This window comes from Woodsholea maritima DSM 17123 (assembly GCF_000382325.1).
Classification (GTDB): Bacteria; Pseudomonadota; Alphaproteobacteria; order Caulobacterales; family Maricaulaceae; genus Woodsholea; species Woodsholea maritima.
Genome location: NZ_KB908058.1, coordinates 155,585 through 173,424, shown reverse-complemented (window position 1 = coordinate 173,424; position 17,840 = coordinate 155,585). Strand labels below are relative to the sequence as shown.

Genomic DNA, 17,840 nt, shown 5'->3' with positions numbered 1-17,840 from the left:
CCATATCTATAGCAAGCTTGCCCCCACAAGAAAAGGGGAGCAACCGCTGTTCCTCCCCTTTAGCAGACATTTTAATATTTTAAAGGCTGATCGCGTTATTTAAGCCGCACCGCGGTGCCATAGGCCAGAATTTCTGCAGAGCCTTCCATCACCGATGAGGTTGAAAACCGGAAAGTCACCACCGCATCAGCGCCCAATTGCTCAGCATGGGCGACAAGACGGCCCAAGGCCTGCTCACGCGATTCGGCCAGCAATTTGGTATATTCGGTCACTTCACCGCCCACCAGATTACGAAGACCGGCAATAAAATCACGCCCGAAGAAACGCGCACGCACAACACTGCCGCGCGCAATCCCCAAAACCTCAACGATTTCACGATCTGGTACAGTGTCCGCCATCGTCACCAGAATAGGTGAGCGGGCATAGGACGTCTCAGGCGTCGATGTCATGAAAGCTCATCCTCTACATGCAAGCGCCTATGCGCTGCCTCCCCATAGACCCAGGTCAAGCTGGCCCCCACCATTAAGCACGCCCCCGCCAGAAGAAGACTAAACGGCGCATCTGGGCGCCAGTCCCCGACGGACACGCTGAGTAAGATCACGATCCAGGCCATAACACTGAATGCGAGAACCCACTGGGATGGACGTGCTAAAATCTTATCTATATATGCGGTCATAGCCGCCTCACTCCCCTTGCAACTCATGATGAAGCTGTGCGTTCTAATCGGCAAGCCCAAAGCTTACCTTTTTGTCATCTCGCCTTCGCAATCTTTTCATCTGCGCCAAACAACCCCATGTTAGGGACTTAATGTCTAACGGAGCCTTCCCATGAGTGAGACCACGCATAGCCTGAATGTCAGCGAACGCGATGACCGCTTAATTGCCCTCATCGTCTATGTCTTATTCATCGTGGGCCCCGCAAACGGACTGACCATGGTGATCGGTGTCGTTCTGGCCGCACTTCGCTATGATAAAAGCGCACCCTGGTTAAAAACCCACTACCAGTTTCAACTCAGAACCGCTTTTTTCGGCTTCTTATTCTTCGTTCTGGGCTTATTGACCGTATGGATTTTTGGCCTGGGCCTACTGGTCTGGGCGGTTGGGACATTATGGGTTGTGGTGCGCGCCATTGTTGGCCTGGTGCGCGTGATTGATCAGCGCCCCAATCCCGATCCAACCAGTTTCTTGGTTTAAGCATAATAAGGCCCGTCCGTGACGGGCCTTATTATTATAAAATCAAAATTTGGTCTGAAGTCTGACCCTCAAGCTTCAGCTTGGACGAAACTTCCTGCGCAACATCAGTAATATTCATATCCATGAGTTTAATTTTATATTCAATGGGTATTACACCAAACAAATATTCGTAAATGTCGCACCAGCGATATTTTATTCTTTGGAAAGCCGCCTCATCGCGTGCAGAACGGTTTGAATGCGCAATGTATAAAGCAGAAAAGATGCGCAACGAGCGCTCAAACTCGAACCACATCCTCATAAATTCTTCTGAACGCTTAAGCCTACTCTCACGCGTTTTATAAAAAGTTTTGAACTTAGAGTCGAAATTAGAAACATTCACTTCTGACTTAGAGCTTTCCGAGTCCAAAAAATCGCGCAAGTCTTGCAAACATGTCCAAAACTCATGCGCATCCGTGCTTGTGATTTGTAATTTTGACCGGATTAACCACGACTTGTATTGATCCAACTCTTTAAGCTGGCCCTCTAAGGCGTAAAGCTTTTTGAGACGATACGTAAACCATCCCCCCCCTCCCCCAAGAAGGGTTAGGCCCGCGCCAACAACGGCGCTCATACCGTGTTCAATGACCATGTCGCTTAAGGACATGAGCCATGGGGTAAGCTCAATCGCCATACCTGCCCCGTTAAGCTTTCTTGGTGCTACCGGTCAGGCTACGCCATCCCGCCGCCAAGCTGGTCAGGAAGATCGCGATTAAAATGCGCGAAATGATGGTGAAAAAGAGGAACAGGATCTGATCTTCACTGACCAGCAAACGCACCCAATTATTATAGCGGTGGTTAAGTCCGGTGCTGCCAATTGCATTTTCAATCAACTCGGCACCATCCAGCATCCATGCCAAAACGGCCGGCGCGACAATATCAAGCCCGATCAAGATCGCGAGCGACAAAATAAATGAGAAAAAGAGCGTGATACTGGCTGAGCCAATCCGCGATAACATGACCTGCATTTTTACCCCCACTGCACGCCGGATCCCTCGCCTTGCGTTAACAAGACCTTAACGTGACTATATCGTGAGGGACGACATCCGCCTAGCCCTTATTTTACGCGATTGCCCAGCGCGCAAACCCGCAGCCGACTTATTCGACGCGGGTAATCGTGTAGGCTTCACCGTCCACGCTCAACCCTGTGGTCTGGCGACTTTGCCCGACACCGAGCGGCTCAAACGGCGTACACAATTCCAACTCGCGCGGCTGGCTGGCTGAACTCACCAAAATGCACAACGTTCGCCCGCCATGCACGGTCCAACTGCCCGTTCGCCCCAGCGTGTCTTCATAACGGCCATCTGCAAGGCGGCGCATGGTAAAGCTTTCATGGGGTGTATCGACCCGGTACACCCCCTCACCATTGCCTTGAGCCCAGCTCGCAGAGCCTAGCCCCAGGCTCGCGATAATAAGCGCCAGCCCGATTATTTTTTGCGCGATACGACCTTGCGCTCCAGCTTTCGTCATCGACCCGTACTCCCAGTTTCGTGCCTCTGTCTAGCACACTCATGTGACGTCACAATACGTCATCGCGTCCAAACTTAGCATCTGGTCTGGACCTATACGCGCCTTGCAATGTCCGGTCCAATTGAAAAGCGTGGCGGATGGGTAACGTTAAGAAAAAAGTTAATAAAAAATGGGAGCGCTTTTGCCATTTGCGCGTTATGGTTAACAATGCGAGTCACCCTTGCGTCAATGCGTATTTAGGTCGGTTTGGGCTCAGAGTCATCTTCGCGATAGACGCTAACCCCGTAAAACTAGACCTTGCCTCAGGCGAGGCAATCTGGCTAAGCGTCTCATAGTGGGACACTCGGCCCTAAGTTTCGGGTGTGAGCCCAAGGTGAAACAGCGTTTCATCTGCGGTTCAAGATGGCGTTGTTAAGGATGAAGCGACGTTAAGGTTAAGACAGATCGTTCAGAGGCGATCACGCGTTAAGGTTCGGGGCGAGCCATCACCGTGATCACGACCCCTCTGATCAGCATGTCGACATCCTTCTGCTGGGGGGTGTCACTAAAGAGAGGGATAAGTCGATGTCTATTGCAACTATCGGTCGGGTGATGGCGGTGGCAACCGTATTCATTGCGGCCCCCGCGATTGCGGATAATTCTTCCTATGGCAACCGCTATTATAAAACACCGCTTGAAGCGTGTTTGAACGAGACCACGGGTGCCCTGGAACTGCGCGCGTGTTTGTCACGCCGTTTGTTAGAGGCTGAGCGCAGCTTTGATCTTGCCGCTGAAGCCTTGAACGCTGTGGTGTCACGCGAAGACAATGAGACCGAGCGCGCACGCCGGATGGAGGCCCTGGGCTTTTCGCGCGAGACCTGGCGCAATTATCTCGAGTTCCAGTGCGAATTCGAAGGCGCGGTCAAAGGCGATAGCTGGACGGAGATCGGCCCTGAATCCTCCTCTTGCCGTATTGAGCTGCTCGAAGCCCAAGCGCATCGTTTAAATTCTGTTCTGCGTGATATCGCGCCGAATGGTGATTACCCCACAATTCCTGGGCCATGCTCTGGCAGCTATTGCCCCAGCGACACTCAAACCTTCCGCGATTGGACCGCGACCTGCCGTTCTGGCGGCGCTTGCGTCACTGAAGCGACTGCGGGCCGTCGCAATGTTGATCATCGCTTGCGCTTAGAAGTGGATCGCGCGGGCAGTGGCTACAGCCTGGTCTTCCTGTCTCATTCGCACCCGATTGATGCCAATCTGCCGATTTCTGTGCGCGTTGACGGGCGTAATCTGGAAGTTTTCCGCGCCAGTGGCTCACGCGAGGATGGCTTCTTTGAAGTGCGCGATCCGCGCGCCGTTTCGCGCCTGATCGACCGCATGCGTCGCGGTGGCCGCCTGACTGTACAATATGTTGACGTTCACGGCGCGGATCGCCTGGCAACCTTCTCGCTCTATGGCGTTGTGGACAGCCTGGAATGGATCGACAGCCGTGGCGGGTATCGCCCTTACTAAGCCCCACGCTGACTTATCTCCTTTAAAAGGCCCCGGTGCGATCCTCGTACCGGGGCTTTTACTTTGGGGCTTTTACTTTGGGGCTTTTTTTTTCATTAGGGCGCGCGCACGACACCCAGATAGGGGTTCGCCATCAAGGATTTCAGGCGCAAAATCGCATCCTCAAAGACCGTATCCTCTTCAACCGCCAATAGGCTGAGGCGAATGTGCGCAGCCCCGTGAACCTGATCGACTTCAAAATCACGGCTGGGCGCGACGCGAACCCCGATGGCTTGGGCTTCGCGGGCAAAGTCGCTGTCCGTCCAACCTTCAGGCAGAGGCACCCAGGCGATACCGCCGGCAAACAGGGTGCGATCATTGACCCGTTCAGGCCATAATTGCTGACGCGCAAAGGCCGCACGCGCCTTTAAAGGCGTCTGCAAAGTCTCAAGGCGCGTTTTGAAGGCGGGATTATTGAGGATATGGGCCGCCATACCCGACAGGATGGGTGAAATCATCAATTGCAGCCCATTATGAGCAGCCGCGACGCGCCGGATCCAGACCGGCGGACCGGCCACGAACCCTAAGCGCAACACCGGGGCGATGGATTTGGACAGTCCGGTCACAAGCAGCGTGCGCTCTGGCGCAAGGCGCGAAAAGCTATAGGCATCATGCTCAATCAGAAAACCATAGACCTCGTCTTCAATAAAGCTGAGATCATGGCGCGCGCCCAGCACGATCAAAGCTTCACGGCGTTCGCGCGGCATGGGACGACCCGTGGGATTTTGTAGGCTGGGCATTACAAACACGGCGCGCACGCCCTGTTTCTGGCACAGCATCTCCAAATGGTCCGGGCACATGCCCGCTTCATCCATATCCACCGCCACGACCCGGCGCCCGGTTAAGCGCGCCGCCATCGTAACGCCGGAATAGACCTGGCGATCGACCGCAATGGCCCCGCCGGGCGGCACCAACGCCATCAGCGCCGCCGCAATGCCCGATTGTGCACCATTGGTCAGGACAAGCTCATCAATCGTGCTGACATCACGCCAGCGCCGCACATAGCCCAACGCCGCTTCGCGATGGGCGGCCCAGCCCATTTCCCCAATACAGGTGATCGGGAAATCGCGGCGCATCATGGCCTCATGCATGGCCAGGCTCGCCGCTTCCAGCAAAGGATAAGGGCTGGGCTTTTGAACAGCATTGCGGGAAAGATCAATCTCACCCTGGGGTGCCAGTTCACGGCCCATATAGCTGGGCGGAGCATCCAGGGCACCGACGAAGGTCCCACGCCCGACCTGGGCATAAACCAAATTCTGGGCCTGCAGGGCATTATAAACGCGCGAAACCGTTCCCGGCGCACAGCCCCATTCCCACGCGGCTTGGCGTACCGGGGGTAAGCGCGTGCCGCTTGCCACATCGCCCGCTTGAATGGCCGCCTTTAAGCGGGCTTCAAATTCGCGCGCCGTGCGCTGATCCGGAGCCAGATCCTTGAACATCGCTAAAATTGTCATAGAGACAATTTAATCATTGATTGATACAATTTTCAAGTACAATCCTAGCAGCGTATCAAACAATGAAGGACGATCCGTTATGATGCCCTTGGATCAATTTGCCCTTGCGACCCTGTTTGTGATCGCGCTGGTGGGCACGCCCGGCCCGGCGAATATGGCCATAATGGCGACGGCCGCCAATTACGGCTTTCGCCAAACTTTGGTTTTGTGGACGGGCACAATTGTCGGGTTTCTCGCCGTTTATCTGGTGACGACAACCGGTCTGATGGGGGTGTTACAGGCCCTGCCCGGCGTGTGGATGGCACTGCGTATTTTGTGCTTAGGCTATATTCTTTACTTGGCTTTTTTGATCGCCACGGCGACGCCGGGGGCCAAAAAGCTGGATAAAGCGCCGGGCTTCATCAAGGGGTTATTCGTACACCCCTTAAACCCCAAAGCCTATGCCATGCAAATCACCGGCATTGCCCAATTTGTTACGCCAGAGCGCTATGTCTCGGATGCCATCGTCCTGGCATTGATCTTTGTATTCGTGGGGGGCGCGCTCAATCTCACCTGGGGGGCGTTCGGCGCCATTTTGGGCCGCACCACCGGTCACGCACCTTGGCTGATCTGGGTGAACCGTCTGATGGCCCTGTTAATGGTCGTCTCCACGGCGGCCAGTCTTTTCATGCACTAAGCCTATACTCACCAATAGACATCGAGGTTGGCACCGCCATGAAGCTCTGCAATGCGCTGAGCTGTGGCGGGGCTGACATCGCCGGGAAGATCGTCGAGATTGTGCCACACGATCTCGGCGATCTCACCTAGATTATCACTCTCACATGCCATCCATTGATCGGCGCGCACCCGATAGACTAGCACATGATCGGTGGTGAAGGTTCGGTGCTTAAAAACTCCGATCAATTCGGGAACGCCCGTTATCGCGACGCCCACTTCCTCACGCGCTTCTTTCTTAACGGCCTCTAGCGCCGTCTCGCCGCGCTCCACCCCGCCGCCCGGCAAATGGAGCCCTTCGATATAGGTGTGGCGCACCAGACAGAGGCGTCCTGCCTCATCCTCGATCCAGATCCGCACCCCCATAGTCATGCCGCGGCTGAAGCGCCAAAAGATCCGCATCAGCGATGTGACAAGGCGTGCAATCATGCCTCAGCCCTTTGCGCAAGAAGGGCTAGCCCCGCGCGCCCAAGCGCGGTATAGACAAAGGCAAATCGCCCCCATAAAGGGTTCGCTAAGAAGGAAAATGACATGGCTGCTTTTGTTGCTCTGGGTTTGATCGTTGGTCTGTTCGGCTTGCTTAATCTGATCGAATACAAGCGCCTCGACTAGATCCCATCTTTTTCTTTTTCAGCGATAAAGCGGCGTCATCACGATGATCACTGATCTGATTATGCTCGCCATTGGAATCGTCGTCCTGATCGTGGGCGGCGATTTTCTTGTGCGCGGCGCAACGGCCCTGGCTCGAAATCTCGGCATTCCGCCCCTGATTGTGGGCCTGACCATCGTGGCCTTTGGCACCTCTGCGCCCGAAATGGTGGTCAGCGCTGCGGCGGCGTTGTCCAATGCGCCGGGCTTGGCGCTGGGTAATATCGTTGGATCGAATATCGCTAATATCCTTCTGGTCTTAGGCTTGCCCGCCATTCTTGCGCCCATGGCCGTGACCACGCCTGGCATTCGCACCAATGCGTTGATCGTGGTCGGCGCGAGCGCGCTTTTCATTGGCCTGACCTGGGATCGCGGCTTGAGCCTGATCGACGGGGCCATTCTGGCCGCAGGCATCGTCGCCTATATCCTTTATCTGGCTCTGCATTCAAGCAAAGCCAAAGATGATCCGATCCTGGCGGAACTGACCGATATTGATCATATGGAAGGCCTTCCCAAATCGGGACCGATGCTGGCGCTATTTATTCTGGGCGGTTTGATCGCCCTTCCTATCGGTGCCCATCTGATTGTGACCGGCGGGGCCAGCCTTGCCACCGATCTGGGCGTGCCCGAAGCCGTTGTTGGCCTGACGGTTTTGGCGCTGGGCACATCCCTACCCGAGCTATCGACTGCAATCATGGCGGCCATGCGTAAAAACGCAGACATGGCGCTAGGCAATGTGCTGGGATCGAACATATTCAACATCTTTGCCGTAGGCGGCATTACCGGCTTAGCCGCTGGGGCAAAAGACAAAATTGCCGTCGTCGATGAGAGCTTCTTTGCGCTGGATTACTGGGTCATGTTGGGGGCGGCCATTGCTGTGACCCTGTTCATTTTTACCCGTCGTCCCATCACCCGACTGGCAGGGATGGTTCTCTTTTTGGCATATTGCTTGTATATCGGCGCGCTTGGCCTCGGTGCCTTGGCATAAACAAGCCTTGAAAAGACGATTATGACTGAGATGAGACTGGAAATCTCGAAGGATTTCTCCTTCGACGCGGCGCACTATTTCAACCACAAGGAAGAAGGCCATCCCTTCTCGCGTCTGCATGGCCATTCCTTTGCGGGAACGGTGACAGTTGCGGGCAATCCAGCCGATGACAGCGGCATGGTCAAGGATTTCTGGGAAATCGAAGCGATCGTGAAAGCGCATGTGACCAGCATTCTCGATCACTCTTTGCTCAATGATATTGAAGGCCTGGCGCATCCCTCCTTAGAGGACATCGCCGAGTGGGTCTTCAAAAAGCTCGATCCGGTCTTGCCCGGCCTGGTGAGTGTTGAAATCCGGCGCCCCTCTTGGGGGGAAAAAGCGGTACTGCGCCGCGCATAAAGGTCGCAGACCCGTATAGAATTTATAACAGAAACGTCAGTTGGCACTGGCCCGCGCTCGGCTTAATCTCCCGCGACATATTTGGGGAGAGAAAGACCATGCTGACATCGATTCTGGCCATTCTGGCCTTAAGCGTAAGTGATCCGGCGAGCGCCGCCGCCACGCCATCCCCCCAAGACGTATCCGCTTTTGCCCCGCGCGAAGCCTATACCCAAGACGGCGAAACCGCTTTATCGCGCGTGCTCGCCGCCCAGGCCCGCGCCGCAGCGCGTGATGCCCGCCTGGTGGTGATCATCGGCGCGGAATGGTGTGATGACAGCCGCGCCATGGCCGATTTCTTCGCTGACCCAGTCTTTGCCGCCCAAATGCGCGATGACTATGAAGTGGAATTCGTCAATGCCGGGTCATTTGATCATGGCCTAGATATCGTGCAGCATTATGGCCTGCCCGCCTATTATGCCACGCCGACCGTTTTGGTGATTGAGCCAGAGACGAGCCGTGTGCTCAATCTCGACACCCAGACCTATTGGCGCTCTGCAACTCAGCGCGAACTGAGCCAGGCAGAGACCTATTTCGCTGACCTCTCTACTCAGCCTGCTCAGGAAGACGCGAGCCCGGCGCTCAGCGCCGCCTTGGCCGACATCGCCGCCTTTGAGGCTGACTATGCCCCCCATATCTATCAAGGCTATGCCTATATGCGCGAGCATGCCGGTAAAGAGGATGGCGAAAAACCGGAAAACTTCCTCGATGTCTGGCGTGAATTTAAAGACGCGCGCTATACGATCAGCCAAGCTCTGTCAGATCTACGCGCCGACGCCCGCCGTCAGGACAGCGAAGGCCTTGATCCGATCGTTCTGGAGTTTCCAGAGCTCGATCGTGAGTGGAGCTGGCAGGAGGGGTAAGGCCCCTTCCCATCCGGACGGGTTGAGCTTGGTTCTTGTCGATCAGAATACTCGTCAAGCTTACGGCATGGATGCCAGATCACGTCTGGCATGACATGTTCGACCCGAAGGGTCGCAAGCGCGAATGCGCGCCCGCAGCGTAAGCGAGGATGTCTTGATAATCTGTCATCCCGGCCCTGAGCCGGGATCTATTGAGCGTGATGGCAAAGAAAATAGATCCCCGATCAAGTCGGGGATGACAGGCTTTTTTTAACGTCCTCGCTGCGCCCCGTGGGCGAATGGATCCCGGCTCAAGGCCGGGAACCCGGTTGACACAGATCGGGGCAACGCCCCCGCAAGCGCAACCTCGCGCGCGCAGCGCGGCGAGGACACAAAATAATAATCGCGGCCCCGGAAGGGTTGGATATATCTAAAAAACCGTCACCCCAAACTTGATTTGGGGGCCATGCCGGACGGGGTGAGCTTGGTTCTTGTCGATCAGAATAATCGTCAAGCTTACGGCATGGATGCCAGATCAAGTCTGGCATGACACAGCGCATACTGTCATCCCCGATTTAATCGGGGATCTATAAGCCCTATTGGCCAACTCAATAGATCCCGGATCGCGCTAACGCTTGTCCGGGATGACAGTGTTTTTTTTTATTTAAGCCCTGAAATTTAGCGCCCGCACCCCGATGACCGAATGCCCTACAGCGCCTCGAACACATCGCGGGTCAAGCGCGGGTCAAAATGCTGTCCGCCATCAATGGTAAGGATTTGTCCTGTGACACTGGGGGTATCGAGGAAAAAATTAAGCCCCCGGATCATATCGCTCAACTGAGCGCCCTGTCTCAGCGGATTATCATGATGGAGGCGTTCAAACTCCGCCGCACTGTGGTGGGCGCTTGGCAAGGTCAGGCCCGGAGCCAGCGCATTAACGCGGATATGCGGGGCCAGACGGCGGGCCAAAATCTCGGTAATCCCTTTCAAGGCATATTTGGAGATCGTATAGGAGAGGTAATCCGCATTCAGATTAAAGAGCTTATAGTCCAGAACATTGAGAATGAGGCCCTTCTCAAGCGTCTGCGCGGCCATGGCCTGCGCCAATAAAAGCGGCGCTAAGGTGTTGGTTTTTTGATGGATCAGAAAGCTGTCAGGCGAAAGGCGCGTTAGATCATCATCGAGAAACAGACTTGCACTATTAACGAGTACGCCCACCGGGCCCAGTCGCGCGCTCACCGCGCCGATCAGGCCTTTCACGCTCTCACTTTCACTCAAGTCAGCGCGGAAAAGATCGGCGCGCCCGCCCGCCCCGATGATTTCTTGCACCAGGCTGGCGGCTTCATCTTCGGAGCTGTTAAAATGCACCCCGACAGGGTGGCCGCGTTCGGCCAAAGCGCGTACAAACGCCGCGCCCATACGTTTGGCGCCTCCGGTGACAAGCGCGGTTGCGTGGCTCATGGTTTTCCTCCAGCCTCCCAGGGCCTAAATATGGGCCTTGGCCCCTTATCCTCACACTCTCGACAAAAGAGGACTGGTAATGAAATTAGATGCGGTGTCGGCTGCGCGCCACCCTCTACCCCACACGGGTGAGACGATGACGGTTCGCGTCAGATCCCTACGCCTTGAGGCTGAGGTGGGGGTCTATGACAGCGAACACGGGCGCAAGCAACCCATTGCCATCACGTTCGAGGCCGATGTCGCCCAAGAGGCGACCTCGCCGGGCGCAGATCTTGATAAAGCGGTCAATTATGCGGCTTTGGCCGAAACCGTGCGCCAGGTCGTTGCATCTCAACATCATGAATTACTGGAAGATCTGGTTCAGGACATCACCAACACCGTCTTTACCGATCCGCGCATCCTTCGCTTCCAAATCGAGGTCGAGAAACTGACCGCGCTGGCGGATGCCCACTCTGTAGGCGTCACCTATGAGCGCTGGCGCTAATCGACCCGACGCCCCGCCGGAAATTGCGGCCGGAAGCGGCGCATCCAGCGCCCCCCAAGGCCCATCCGGCGATCCGTCCTTAAAAGGCCCACACATCATTGCCGATTATGTGAAGCGTCTGCCGATGAAGCCGGGCGTCTATCGCATGTATGATGAGGCCGGTGAGGTCCTTTATGTCGGTAAAGCCAAAAAGCTGAAAAACCGCGTCTCCAACTATGCCAAGGGCGGGGGACATTCCAATCGCATCGCCTTGATGATTGCGCTGACCCGGTCGATGGAATTTGTCGTGACCGCGACGGAGACCGAGGCTTTGCTGCTGGAAGCCAATCTGATCAAACGCTTGAAGCCGCGCTTCAACATCCTGCTGCGCGATGACAAATCCTTCCCCTATATCCTGATCCGTAAAGATCACCGCTCCGCCCAGCTGACCAAGCATCGCGGCGCGCGCAAGAAGGACGGGGCGTATTTCGGGCCTTTCGCCTCCGCCGGGGCGGTCAATGAAACGCTCAACACCTTGCAAAAGGCTTTCTTGTTACGCACCTGTACCGACAGCGTTTATGAAGGGCGCTCGCGCCCGTGCATGCTCTATCAAATCAAGCGCTGTGCGGGGCCTTGCGTCGATCTGGTAACGCCCGAGCGCTATGATGAGCTGGTCGATGAGGCGAGCCAATTCCTGCGCGGGCGTTCGAATGCGCTGCGTGAGCAATTACAGGCCCAGATGAATGCGGCGGCAGAGGCCTTGGACTTTGAAACGGCGGCGCGCCTGCGCGATCGCATTCGCGCCATTTCTGCCGTCACCACGACCCAGGGCATCAATCCGCAGGGCCTGGAAGAGGCCGATATTATCGCCGCCCACCAAGAAGGCGGGCGAACCTGTGTGCAGATTTTCTTCTTCCGGGCCGGGCAAAACTGGGGCAATCGCGCGCTCTACCCCAAACATGAGCCCGACACCCCTATCGAAGAGGTTATGACCGCCTTCATCGCCCAGTTTTACGAGGATAAGCCCGCGCCCGCGCTGCTGCTCACCTCGCATGAGCCAGAGCAGAGCGAACTGCTGGCAGAAGCCTTGAGCCTTCGCGCCGATCGCAAAGTCTATATCCATTGCCCGCAACGGGGCGAGAAGAAAGCCCTGGTCGATCAGGCGGTTAATAATGCCCGCGAAGCTCTGGGCCGCAAGCTTGCCGAGACCAAATCCCAGACCCAATTGCTCGATGGGGTAGCGAAAGTCTTTGGCCTGGATAAACGCCCCACCCGGCTTGAAGTGTATGACAACTCTCACATTCAAGGCAGCAATGCCTTAGGGGCAATGATTGTTGCCGGGCCTGAAGGCTTTGAGAAAAACCAGTATCGCCGCTTCAATATGAAGGGCGATGACGCCGCGACCAATGATGACTTCGCCATGATGCAGGCCATGATCCGGCGGCGCTTTATACGGCTACAAAAGGAGCGCGATGACGGCGCGGTGGTGCCTGATCTGATCCTGATTGATGGCGGGAAAGGCCAGCTCTCTTCGGTCATGGCGGTGATGGCGGAGCTGGGCGTGCATGATGTGACTGTGGCGGCCATCGCAAAAGGTCCAGACCGCAATGCGGGGCGTGAAGATTTCTACATGCCCGGTAAAGCCCCGTTCCGCATGCCGCCCAATGATCCGGTGCTGTATTATCTGCAACGCCTGCGCGATGAGGCACACCGCTTTGCCATTACCGGCCACAGGGCCAAGCGCAGCAAGCAAATATCTGAAAACCCGCTGGATGATATCGCCGGGGTCGGCGCTTCACGACGTAAGGCCTTGCTGCAACATTTTGGCTCAGCGCGCGCCGTCGCGCGCGCCGCTTTAGCGGATCTAGAAGCGGTTGACGGCGTTTCAAAAGCACTGGCACAAAGGATCTATGATCATTTCCACGATGGGGGATAAAGATGGGTGATACAACAGAGTTTCAACGCCATCCCTTGGCGTGGCTACCCAATGCGATCACGCTGCTTCGCATCCTCCTCGCCCCGCTGGCGGCCGCAAGTTTATGGATCGGCTTTGATCGCGCGCCTTATGATCCAGACACCGCCAATTTGCTCTATTGGCTTGCGGGTAGCCTCTTCTTGACCGCCGCGGTCTCAGACTTCCTGGATGGGTTTCTCGCGCGCGCCTGGAACGTTGAAAGCGCCTTTGGGGCCTTCCTTGATCCCATCGCCGATAAACTTTTAGTGGGCTTAATGCTGATCGCCTTCGTTCATGGCGCGCAATATGCCCCGCCATTAGCCGTGCCGACATTTTTTATCATCGCGCGCGACATTACAATTACAGCCCTGCGCCTGCCGCCCTTTAAACGCGCTGGGGTCAGCTTACCGGTTTCAACTTTGGCTAAGTATAAGACTGCGCTGGAGTTTTTTGCCATTGCCTGGCCCTTCATTTTCACAGGTCTGTCATACTTCTTAAAAGATTCACTGTTGGCCAATGAAAGCTTACGCAGCGCGACCTTAGATGTACCATGGGTGTTATCACTTTGGTTTGCCTGCTGTTTAAGCCTTCTCACCGGGGCTGAGTATGTGCGCGCCTGGCTTAAAGCGCGCGCATAGGCACAAACCATTCGTTAACTGAAATCGCGTGAGCTTGGCCTTGAATGCATTTAAGGAGCGAACCCCCGTGTCGACCCCAACTCGTATTGACCTCAACAGCCGTCTGAAGTTCTCGCGTTTGGGTGAAACCGAGCGCCAGGCCCTCAAAGCACTCAAGCCTCTTTTGATGGAGCAAATGCCCAAAATCCTCGATGGATTTTACGCTCACCTCGGCCAATGGCCGGATATCATGAAGATGTTTGGGTCAAAAGGCCCAGGCCAGGCCAAAAGCCGACAAGCTGAGCATTGGGGCTTAATCCTGGAAGGTCAATTTGGCGATGCCTATTTACGCTCGGTCGAAGCCGTCGGCAAAACCCATGCCCGTCTGGAGCTGCGCCCCGATTGGTATTTCGGCGCATACACCTATCTTCTCAATGGCATGACTGAAGCAGTGGTCAAGGCTCAATCCGGCAAATCAGGTCTGTTTGGCATGGGCGGTGGATCGACTAGCAATCTCACCCAATCCATAAATGTGCTGACCCGCGCAGTTATGCTGGATATGGATCTGGTCATGACTATTGTCTATGAGGAGGGTAACCGCCAGCGCCATCAAAGCATGCTGGAAATGGCCAATCAATTCGAAGCCTCCATCGCGGGCGTTGCCGAGCAAGTCGCCAAGGCGGCCACGCAAATGGCCGATAGCGCGCAGGAACTGTCCAAAACCGCCGAAGAAACCAATGAGCATTCGTCGTCTGTGGCCTCGGCCTCTGAAGAAGCGGTTGCGACCGCGGATTCTGTTGCGCAAGCCGCTTCGGAACTGACCCGCGCGATTTCCGAGATCGCCCACAAGGCCGGTGAAGCCGCAACAACCTCGGGCCAGGCCAATGGTAAAGCCGCCGATACGGGCCGCAAAATGTCATCCCTGTCTGAAGCGGCCAGCCGCATTGGTGAGATTGTCACCGTGATTGAGCGCGTGGCCGAACAGACAAACCTTCTGGCGCTGAACGCCACGATTGAGGCCGCGCGCGCCGGAGAAGCCGGCAAAGGCTTTGCGGTCGTGGCCCAGGAAGTCAAGGCTCTGGCCGAACAAACGGGTAAAGCCACCGAGGACATCTCCAACCAGATCGCCGCTATGCAGCAGGCTGTGGCCGATTCGGTCGGGGCCATCGAAGGCGTATGTGAAAGCATTGATGAGGTTAATGGCGTCTCTGCCTCCATCAACGCCGCCGTGGACGAGCAAAGCGCGGCTACCGCTGAAATCAGCCGTACCACCGAACAAACCGCCCAGGCCGCGCGTTCGGTCTCACGCTCCATCAGCGCTGTTCAACATGGCGCTGAGCGCACATCCTTCGCCGCTGGCACGATGACCGGAGCCGCAGAATCGCTCGGCTCTCAGGCTGAAACCCTGCGCCGCGAGGTCGATCGCTTCTTAAGCCGCATTCGCGCCGCTTAAGCGTTTCAAAGCGATAAGATTTGTGACTGAAATGCCCGCCGGAAGCCCGCTTCTGGCGGGCTTTGTTATCTTGTCGGGCGCGTCAAGTCAGGCCATGGTGAAGGCACAAAGACAAAGATAGGACCATGGACAGACAGCCCCATATTCTGGTCGTTGATGATGACGACCGCATTCGCACCCTGCTCAGCCGTTTTTTGCGCGAACGCGGTTATCGCGTTTCCGCCGCGCCTCATGCGGAAAAGGCGCTGGCCACTTTACGCGGGATCGCCTTTGATCTGTTGATCCTGGATGTGATGATGCCGGGCATGGATGGCTTTGATCTGACCCAGGAGATTCGCAAAACCCGCGATTGCCCCATTCTGTTGCTGACCGCACGCGGGGAACCAGAAGACCGCATCAAGGGCCTCGCCTTGGGCGCGGATGATTATCTCGCCAAACCGTTTGAGCCAGAGGAATTGATCCTGCGCGTTCAGGCCATTTTGCGCCGCGCCTTACCGCGCACGCGCGGGCCAGAAGCCGTAATCTTTGGCCCCTGGCGCTTTGAGCTTGAAACGCAACAACTCTCCAAAGGGGATGAGCGCATCAAGCTTACGGGGGGGGAAGGCGCGCTGCTCCATGCTCTGGCCAGCGCCCAAGGTGAAGCGGTCAATCGCTATGATCTCGCCGAAAAGGCCGCCGTCAGCGCCGGTGAACGCGCGGTCGATGTGCAGATGACGCGCCTACGGCGCAAGATCGAGGCTGATCCTAAAGCGCCAATATGGCTACAAACGGTGCGCGGGGAAGGCTATAAGCTGGTCGCAGAACCGGTTTATATGGACGTGAAGTAATGCGATATCTGCGCCTGGGGATTAAGCGATTTCTCCCCAAGAGCCTGTTTGGTCGATCGCTGTTGATCATCGTCCTGCCCGTGGCGCTGATGCAGATCGCTGTGACCTATTCCTTCTTTGAAGAGCATTGGGAAACCGTGACCGCGCGCCTGTCAGAGAGCGTTGCCGGTGACATCGCCATGATCACCACGCTCTATCAGCGCGACCCCACTGACTTTGATCAGATCAGCTCCATCGCCTATCAAACCATGGGCTTATCAGTGGATCTACGCGAAGGCGACACCCTGCCCGTATCGCGCCGTTCGGCCTTTTTCCGCGCCCTCGATCGCACCTTACGCCGGGCGTTGGCCGCAGAGCTTGATGAAAATTTCTGGTTCGATACCACGCGCTATCCCGAATATGTCGACATCCGGGTGAAGGTCGATGGCGGGGTGCTGCGCTTCATCGCGGTACGCGAAAAAGTTTTCGCCACAACCGGTCACATCTTTCTGATCTGGATCATCGGCGCCTCAACCCTGTTGACGGCGGTCTCGATCATCTTCATCCGCAATCAGGTCAAACCGATATTGCGCCTTGCCAGCGCCGCCGAAGCCTTGGGCCGCGGCCAGGACGTCAATAATTTCAAACCCGCCGGGGCCACTGAAGTGCGCCAAGCCGCCCACGCCTTCCTGGCAATGAGCGCGCGGTTAAAACGCCATCTCCAACAGCGCACCGCCCTGTTGGCCGGGGTCAGTCATGATCTACGCACCCCCTTAACGCGCCTGCGCCTGCAGCTCGCCTTGATGAAGCAGGATGAAGATATTGCTCTGGCCCGGCGTGATCTCGATGAAATGGAAGCTGCGCTTGATGAATATCTCGCCTTTGCCCGCGGCGATGCGGGCGAAGAACAAGAGAGCGTCGACCTCTCTGGCCTTGTTCAGGAAATCGCCCAGGATTGCGCGCGTGAAGGCTATACGCTGGATGTCGCCATCGAAGACGGCCTCACCGTTCATGCGCGCCCAGCTATGCTGAAACGGGCGATCAATAATCTGGTACAAAATGCGCTCAGCTTTGGCGATACCATCCATATGCAGGCCCGGCGCAATGGTACCCGCATTGAAGTCATCATTGATGATGATGGTCCCGGCATTCCCGCCGATAAGCGCGAGGACGCGTTTAAAGCCTTCAATCGCCTGGATGAATCGCGCAATGCCAATCGCAAAGGCGTCGGTTTGGGCCTCGCCATTGCACGCGATACCGCCCGCGCCCAGGGCGGTGAGATTAGCCTTGATCAAAGCCCGCAAGGCGGCCTTCGCGCGGTGTTGAGCCTGCCGGTTTAGACGGTGCCTAAAGCTCATTTATGGACCCCGGATCACGTCCGGGGCCGTGCTTTTTTTTAAGTCCTCGCTGCGATGCGGACGCGCGTTCGCGCTTGCGAACCCTGCGGGTTCGAAAAAGTGCATCCGGGTTCCCGGCCTTGAGCCGGGATCCATTCGCCCCCTCAGCGAAGCGAGGGGAATACACTGTCATCCCCGACTTGATCGGGGATCTATAGACTTTAATGGCAAGCTCAATAGATCCCGGATCGCGCTAACGCTTGTCCGGGATGACATTATGGGAATGCATTGAGTGTAAGCTTCTGTGTAGCCATGCCCCCTCAGTCAGCTTCGCTGACAGCTCCCCCGCAAGCAGGGGAGCACACCCTTTGACTGTCATGCCAGACGTGATCTGGCATCTATGCCGTGAGCCTGATGATTATCCTGATCGACC

The 17,840-nt window shown here is 56.3% G+C and carries 19 protein-coding genes; 12 read left to right on the top strand and 7 right to left on the bottom strand.

Annotated elements, in window-relative coordinates; all coding sequences use genetic code 11:
- Window positions 1-95: 95 nt before the first annotated feature.
- Window positions 96-449 (bottom strand): YbjQ family protein, encoded by a 354-nt coding sequence (locus tag H151_RS0109000; protein WP_019961332.1) that lies wholly within the window; start codon window positions 447-449, stop codon window positions 96-98.
- A 378-nt stretch (window positions 450-827) separates the two neighbouring features.
- Here H151_RS0109000 and H151_RS0108990 point away from each other — a divergent pair, with 378 nt between their 5' ends.
- Window positions 828-1,193 (top strand): hypothetical protein, encoded by a 366-nt coding sequence (locus tag H151_RS0108990; RefSeq protein ID WP_019961330.1) that lies wholly within the window; start codon window positions 828-830, stop codon window positions 1,191-1,193.
- 34 nt (window positions 1,194-1,227) lie between these two features.
- Here the strand turns inward: H151_RS0108990 and H151_RS0108985 are convergent, their stop codons facing one another.
- From H151_RS0108985 to H151_RS0108975, 3 genes are all read right to left on the bottom strand, one after another.
- On the bottom strand, window positions 1,228-1,863 hold the full coding sequence (locus tag H151_RS0108985; RefSeq protein ID WP_019961329.1) for a hypothetical protein: 636 nt from the start codon (window positions 1,861-1,863) through the stop codon (window positions 1,228-1,230).
- A gap of 10 nt (window positions 1,864-1,873) precedes the next feature.
- Window positions 1,874-2,197, bottom strand: coding sequence for a hypothetical protein (locus tag H151_RS0108980; protein WP_019961328.1), 324 nt, complete (start codon window positions 2,195-2,197; stop codon window positions 1,874-1,876).
- A gap of 130 nt (window positions 2,198-2,327) precedes the next feature.
- On the bottom strand, window positions 2,328-2,699 hold the full coding sequence (locus H151_RS0108975; protein ID WP_019961327.1) for a hypothetical protein: 372 nt from the start codon (window positions 2,697-2,699) through the stop codon (window positions 2,328-2,330).
- A gap of 564 nt (window positions 2,700-3,263) precedes the next feature.
- On the opposite strand from H151_RS0108975, the gene H151_RS0108965 reads away from it, so the two are divergent.
- Window positions 3,264-4,193, top strand: a complete 930-nt coding sequence (locus tag H151_RS0108965; protein WP_019961325.1) for a hypothetical protein — start codon at window positions 3,264-3,266, stop codon at window positions 4,191-4,193.
- 95 nt (window positions 4,194-4,288) lie between these two features.
- Here the strand turns inward: H151_RS0108965 and H151_RS0108960 are convergent, their stop codons facing one another.
- Window positions 4,289-5,686 (bottom strand): aminotransferase-like domain-containing protein, encoded by a 1,398-nt coding sequence (locus H151_RS0108960; protein WP_026353933.1) that lies wholly within the window; start codon window positions 5,684-5,686, stop codon window positions 4,289-4,291.
- A gap of 79 nt (window positions 5,687-5,765) precedes the next feature.
- Between H151_RS0108960 and H151_RS17060 the strand changes: the two genes are divergently transcribed.
- Window positions 5,766-6,362: a LysE family translocator gene (locus tag H151_RS17060; protein WP_019961323.1), complete on the top strand. Its 597-nt coding sequence runs from the start codon at window positions 5,766-5,768 to the stop codon at window positions 6,360-6,362.
- 8 nt (window positions 6,363-6,370) lie between these two features.
- Here H151_RS17060 and H151_RS0108950 read toward each other — a convergent pair whose 3' ends face one another.
- Complete coding sequence (locus tag H151_RS0108950; protein ID WP_019961322.1) at window positions 6,371-6,829, bottom strand: NUDIX domain-containing protein; 459 nt, start codon at window positions 6,827-6,829, stop codon at window positions 6,371-6,373.
- Between the two features lie 226 nt (window positions 6,830-7,055).
- On the opposite strand from H151_RS0108950, the gene H151_RS0108940 reads away from it, so the two are divergent.
- The 3 genes from H151_RS0108940 (at window position 7,056) to H151_RS17055 (ending at window position 9,337) form a co-directional block, all read left to right on the top strand.
- A complete protein-coding gene (locus H151_RS0108940; RefSeq protein ID WP_019961321.1) occupies window positions 7,056-8,036 on the top strand; it encodes a calcium/sodium antiporter in 981 nt (326 codons plus the stop codon).
- A gap of 21 nt (window positions 8,037-8,057) precedes the next feature.
- Window positions 8,058-8,435, top strand: a complete 378-nt coding sequence (locus H151_RS0108935) for a 6-pyruvoyl trahydropterin synthase family protein (protein ID WP_019961320.1) — start codon at window positions 8,058-8,060, stop codon at window positions 8,433-8,435.
- Window positions 8,436-8,533: 98 nt separating this feature from the next.
- Window positions 8,534-9,337: a thioredoxin family protein gene (locus tag H151_RS17055; protein ID WP_019961319.1), complete on the top strand. Its 804-nt coding sequence runs from the start codon at window positions 8,534-8,536 to the stop codon at window positions 9,335-9,337.
- A 687-nt stretch (window positions 9,338-10,024) separates the two neighbouring features.
- Here the strand turns inward: H151_RS17055 and H151_RS0108920 are convergent.
- Window positions 10,025-10,777 carry an SDR family NAD(P)-dependent oxidoreductase gene (locus H151_RS0108920; protein WP_019961317.1) on the bottom strand — a complete coding sequence of 251 codons (753 nt, stop codon included), beginning with the start codon at window positions 10,775-10,777 and terminating at the stop codon, window positions 10,025-10,027.
- Window positions 10,778-10,856: 79 nt separating this feature from the next.
- Here H151_RS0108920 and H151_RS16010 point away from each other — a divergent pair, with 79 nt between their 5' ends.
- The 6 genes from H151_RS16010 to H151_RS0108890 all read left to right on the top strand — a co-directional run bounded on the left by H151_RS16010 (window position 10,857) and on the right by H151_RS0108890 (window position 17,410).
- Window positions 10,857-11,261, top strand: a complete 405-nt coding sequence (locus tag H151_RS16010) for a dihydroneopterin aldolase (RefSeq protein ID WP_019961316.1) — start codon at window positions 10,857-10,859, stop codon at window positions 11,259-11,261.
- The gene (uvrC, locus tag H151_RS0108910; RefSeq protein WP_019961315.1) at window positions 11,245-13,176 is read left to right on the top strand and encodes an excinuclease ABC subunit UvrC; all 1,932 of its coding nucleotides are present in this window, start codon (window positions 11,245-11,247) and stop codon (window positions 13,174-13,176) included. The genes H151_RS16010 and uvrC overlap by 17 nt, the downstream gene beginning before the upstream one ends.
- Window positions 13,177-13,178: 2 nt before the next feature.
- A complete protein-coding gene (gene pgsA, locus H151_RS0108905; protein WP_019961314.1) occupies window positions 13,179-13,832 on the top strand; it encodes a CDP-diacylglycerol--glycerol-3-phosphate 3-phosphatidyltransferase in 654 nt (217 codons plus the stop codon).
- 67 nt (window positions 13,833-13,899) lie between these two features.
- On the top strand, window positions 13,900-15,264 hold the full coding sequence (locus H151_RS0108900; protein WP_019961313.1) for a globin-coupled sensor protein: 1,365 nt from the start codon (window positions 13,900-13,902) through the stop codon (window positions 15,262-15,264).
- 125 nt (window positions 15,265-15,389) lie between these two features.
- A complete protein-coding gene (locus tag H151_RS0108895; RefSeq protein WP_019961312.1) occupies window positions 15,390-16,091 on the top strand; it encodes a response regulator in 702 nt (233 codons plus the stop codon).
- Window positions 16,091-17,410 carry an ATP-binding protein gene (locus H151_RS0108890; RefSeq protein WP_019961311.1) on the top strand — a complete coding sequence of 440 codons (1,320 nt, stop codon included), beginning with the start codon at window positions 16,091-16,093 and terminating at the stop codon, window positions 17,408-17,410. Before H151_RS0108895 ends, H151_RS0108890 begins: the two co-directional genes overlap by 1 nt.
- The last annotated feature ends 430 nt before the right edge of the window (window positions 17,411-17,840 follow it).